This is a genomic window from Streptomyces sparsus, assembly GCF_054776295.1.
Window position 1 is genome coordinate 1 of the sequence record NZ_BAAHCA010000336.1, and the last position, 4882, is coordinate 4882.

Sequence of the window (4882 nt, forward strand, 5' to 3'; positions counted from 1 at the left end):
CCGGTGGTACCGGCCGGCACCACCGGGACCCGGCGTCACTTCTTGCGGCGACGGCCGCCCTTCTGGGCCTTGCGCCGCTCGGCGCGGGTCATGCCGTCCGAAGAGGCGGCAGCAGCGTCTTCGTTGCTGAAGTCCCCCTCGACGACACCGCCCTCACCGTCGACCGTGGGAGCGGAGAAGTGCAGGCGGTCCGGGCGCTGCGGAGCGTCGAGCCCCTTCGCGCGGATCGCCGGACGGCCACCGGCCGGCACCGCGTCCTGCGCCTCCTTCGACAGGGAGGGCCGGGAGTCCTGCACCGGAACCTCCTCGACCTGCTGCTCGACCTGGACCTCCAGGTTGAACAGGTAGCCGACGGACTCCTCCTTGATGCCCTCCATCATGGCCTGGAACATGTCGTAGCCCTCCCGCTGGTACTCCACCAGCGGGTCCTTCTGGGCCATGGCACGCAGGCCGATGCCCTCCTGGAGGTAGTCCATCTCGTAGAGGTGCTCACGCCACTTGCGGTCCAGCACCGACAGCACGACCCGGCGCTCGAGCTCCCGCATGATCTCGGAGCCGAGCTGCTCCTCGCGCGCCTCGTACTGCTTGTAGATGTCGTCCTTGATCGCCTCGACGAGGAAGTCCGCGGTGATGCCCTCGCGGTCACCGACCTCCTCCTCGAGGTCCTCGACCGTCACGGCCACCGGGTAGAGCTGCTTCAGCGCGCCCCACAGGCGGTCCAGGTCCCAGTCCTCGGCGAAGCCCTCCACCGTCTCGGCCGCGACGTACGCCTCGATGGTGTCGTCCATGAAGTGGCGGATCTGGTCGGCGAGGTTCTCGCCCTCCAGGACACGGCGGCGCTCACCGTAGATGACCTCACGCTGCCGGTTCAGGACCTCGTCGTACTTCAGGACGTTCTTGCGGATCTCGAAGTTCTGCTGCTCGACCTGCGACTGGGCGGAGGCGATGGCCCGGGTCACCATCTTGTTCTCGATCGGCACGTCGTCGGGCACGTTGGCCATGGCCATGACCCGCTCGACCATCTGGGCCTTGAACAGCCGCATCAGGTCGTCCCCGAGCGAGAGGTAGAACCGGGACTCACCCGGGTCGCCCTGCCGGCCGGAACGACCCCGCAACTGGTTGTCGATGCGCCGGGACTCGTGCCGCTCGGTTCCCAGCACGTAGAGGCCGCCGAGGTCCTTGACCTCCTCGAACTCCGCGGCGACCGCCTGCTCGGCGCGCTCCATGGCCGCCGGCAGCGCCGCCGCCCACTCCTCGATGTGCTCCTCGGGGTCGAGGCCCTTGCCGCGCAGCTCGTCCTCGGCGATGGCCTCGGGATTGCCGCCCAGCTTGATGTCGGTACCGCGGCCGGCCATGTTGGTGGCCACCGTGACCGATCCCTTGCGGCCGGCCTCGGCGACGATCTGCGCCTCACGCTCGTGGTTCTTCGCGTTCAGCACCGAGTGCTGCACCCCGCGCTTCTTCAGCTGCTGGGAGAGGTACTCGGACTTCTCCACGGAGGTGGTGCCGACCAGGATCGGCTGGCCCTTCCCGTGCTTCTCGGCGATGTCCTCGACGACCGCGGCGAACTTGGCCACCTCGGTGCGGTAGATGAGGTCGGCCTGGTCCGCGCGCACCATCGGGCGGTGCGTGGGGATCGGCACCACACCGAGCTTGTAGATCTGGTGGAACTCCGCGGCCTCCGTCATGGCCGTACCGGTCATGCCGGAGAGCTTGTCGTAGAGGCGGAAGAAGTTCTGCAGGGTGATGGTGGCGAGCGTCTGGTTCTCGTCCTTGATGTCCACCCCTTCCTTCGCCTCGATCGCCTGGTGCATGCCCTCGTTGTAGCGGCGGCCGGCGAGGATACGGCCGGTGTGCTCGTCGACGATCATGACCTCGCCGTCGATGACGACGTAGTCCTTGTCGTTCTTGTAGAGCTCCTTGGCCTTGATGGCGTTGTTGAGGTAACCCACCAGCGGCGTGTTGACCGACTCGTAGAGGTTGTCGATGCCGAGCCAGTCCTCGACCTTGGCGACACCCGCCTCGTGGATGCCCACGGTGCGCTTCTTCTCGTCGACGTCGTAGTCGCCGGTCTCCGGCTTCTGCAGCCGGACGTCGGCGGGCTCGCCCTTCTCCAGCCGCTTGACCAGCTTGGCGAAGTCGCCGTACCACTTGGTCGCCGAGTCGGCGGGGCCGGAGATGATCAGCGGGGTGCGGGCCTCGTCCACCAGGATCGAGTCGACCTCGTCGACGATCGCGAAGTTGTGGCCGCGCTGCACCAGCTCGTCCTTCGACCACGCCATGTTGTCGCGCAGGTAGTCGAACCCGAACTCGTTGTTCGTGCCGTAGGTGATGTCGCAGCTGTACTGCTCACGGCGCTGCGTCGGCGTCATGTTGGCCACGATGCAGCCCACGGACAGGCCGAGGAACTTGTGCACCCGGCCCATCATCTCGGAGTCGCGCTGGGCCAGGTAGTCGTTCACCGTGATCAGGTGCACGCCCTTGCCGGACAGCGCGTTGAGATACGCGGGCAACGTGCCGACGAGGGTCTTGCCCTCACCGGTCTTCATCTCCGCGACGTACCCCAGGTGCAGAGCCGCGCCGCCCATCAACTGCACGTCGTAGTGGCGCTGGCCGAGGGCCCGCTTCGCGGCCTCGCGCACGGTGGCGAACGCCTCCGGCAGCAGGTCGTCGAGGCTCTCACCGCCGGCGTACCGCTCCTTGTACTCGTCGGTGAGCTCCCGCAGCTCGGCGTCGGAGAGGTCGAGAAAGTCCTCTTCGATGGAATTCACCTGGTCCGCGATGCGGTGCAGCTTGCGCAGGATCTTGCCTTCGCCTGCACGCATGAGCTTGTTGAAGACGGACACTGAGGCTGGTCTCCTTGCCGGTCGGGCCTGGCACGGTCGTTGCGATGGTGTGGTCTGCGCCCCTCCCGGAAGGGCTGGGAGGGCATGCCGCACCGGCCATCGTATGCGAGGGGCGACAGCCCCTGTACCCCCCAACGTGCCGTACCTCCGTAAGGTGCCGGGCCTTCCCGGCAGAATGCGGGCATGGAACCCGTGACCCTGCGCACCGAGCGTCTGCTGCTGCGCCCCCTGGAGCCGCGTGACACCGACGCGGTACTCGCCGCCTGCCAGGACCCCGACATCCCCCGCTGGACCCCGGTGCCCGACCCCTACGGACCGGAGCACGCGACGGACTTCGTGCACCGCGCCAGCCCGGCGGGTTGGCGCGACGACGCCATGTACAACTTCGGGGTGTTCACCCGGGAGGGCGTACTCACGGGCACCGTGGGACTGGTCCGCCTCGACGGGCTGCGCACCGCCGAGCGCCAGGCCGAACTCGGCTACTGGACGGCGGCCGGCTCCCGTCGCCGGGGCTACACCGCCGAGGCGGGCCGCGCGGTGGCCGAATGGGCGTTCACCGGCCTCGGTGTGGAGCGGCTCGAATGGTGCGCGCAGGTGGGCAACCAGGGCTCCCGGGCGGTGGCGCTGCGCATCGGGTTCGTGATGGAGGGCGTGCAGCGGGCCAAGATCGCGCACCGGGGCACCCGCCGGGACGCCTGGACGGCGTCGCTGCTGCCCTCGGACCTCGGCCTCACCAGCGCCACCCCCTACCTGCCCGCCCCCTGAGCCGCCCGGGCCCGGTGGGTCCGGTCTGGGCCGGTGTGGCCCAGTGGGTCCGGTGCGTCCGGTGGGGGAGTTCGGTGTCAGTGCCCGGGCCTAACCTGGCCGCCATGACGACTGCCCAGCTGACCTTGACCGCTGACGAGGCCCGCCGCATGGCGCTGCGGGCCCAGGGCCTGCTGGGGGCTCCCGGGCGCACCGCCGGAGTCCCCGGCGTGCTGCGCGCACTCGGCGCGGTGCAACTGGACACCATCTCGGTGCTGGCCCGCTCACACGAACTCGTGCCATACGCCCGGCTGGGCGCGGTCGGGCGCGAGCAGGTCGAGGCGGCGTACTGGTCCGGGGGCCGGGCGTTCGAGTACTGGTCCCACGCGGCGTGCGTGCTGCCCATCGAGGAGTGGCCGCACTTCGCGTTCCGGCGCCGCGCCTACCGCGCCAAGGGCCACCGCTGGCACCAGCTCGCCGATCGGGCCGCGTCCCTGGCCGCCGTCCGGGACCGCCTGCGTGCGGACGGGCCGCTGACGGCCTCCGAACTGGGCGGCGCGAAGAACGGCGGCGTGTGGTGGGACTGGTCGGAGACCAAGATCGCCGTCGAGTGGCTGCTGGACACCGGCGAGGTCGTCTGCACCGAGCGCCGCGGCTGGAAGCGGGTCTACGACCTCGCCGAGCGGGCCGTCCCGGCGGAGCTGTTCCATGACGAACAGGACGACGCCGCCTGCCTGCGTCGGCTGGTGGCCCAGGCGGGCTCCGCGCTGGGCGTGGCGACCCGTGCGGACCTTGCCGACTACCACCGGCTCAGGGCCGCCCAGGTCGAGTCCGTGATCGCGGACACCGGCCTGGTGCCGGTGGAGGTGGCCGGCTGGGGCAAACCCGCCTGGGCCGCCCCCGAGGCCCTGGCCGCCGAGCCGCGCGGCAGGCACCGCACCACTCTCCTGTCGCCGTTCGACTCACTGGTGTGGGACCGGGCCCGGACGGAGCGGGTGTTCGGCTTCTTCCACCGGCTCGAGGCCTACGTGCCGAAGCCCCGACGGGTGCACGGCTACTTCGCGATGCCGCTGCTGGCGGGGGGCCGGCTGGTCGGCCGCGTCGATCCGGGACGGGAGGGGCGCACGCTGGTGGCCCGTCAGCTGTCCATGTCCGGCCCTGGCGCGGTGGCGCCGATGGCGAAGGCCCTGCGGGAGGCGGCCGAGTGGGTGGGCTGCGACCAGGTGCGCGTCGAGCGCTGCGACGACGCGGTGCTGACCCGCGCGCTCGACAAGGAGCTCACCTGACCCGGC

General features: G+C 70.3%; 3 protein-coding genes. 2 read left to right on the plus strand and 1 reads right to left on the minus strand.

Annotated features, from left to right (window positions below; all coding sequences use genetic code 11):
- Positions 1 to 35 precede the first annotated feature (35 nt).
- Positions 36 to 2846, minus strand: coding sequence for a preprotein translocase subunit SecA (gene secA, locus ACYVE9_RS15800; RefSeq protein WP_461028488.1), 2811 nt, complete (start codon positions 2844 to 2846; stop codon positions 36 to 38).
- 183 nt (positions 2847 to 3029) lie between these two features.
- Here secA and ACYVE9_RS15805 point away from each other — a divergent pair, with 183 nt between their 5' ends.
- Together ACYVE9_RS15805 and ACYVE9_RS15810 are read left to right on the plus strand one after the other, a co-directional pair.
- Entirely contained in the window at positions 3030 to 3611 is a 582-nt protein-coding gene (locus ACYVE9_RS15805) for a GNAT family N-acetyltransferase (RefSeq protein WP_461028489.1), read from the plus strand.
- A gap of 104 nt (positions 3612 to 3715) precedes the next feature.
- Positions 3716 to 4876 carry a winged helix-turn-helix domain-containing protein gene (locus ACYVE9_RS15810; RefSeq protein ID WP_461028490.1) on the plus strand — a complete coding sequence of 387 codons (1161 nt, stop codon included), beginning with the start codon at positions 3716 to 3718 and terminating at the stop codon, positions 4874 to 4876.
- Positions 4877 to 4882: the final 6 nt, after the last annotated feature.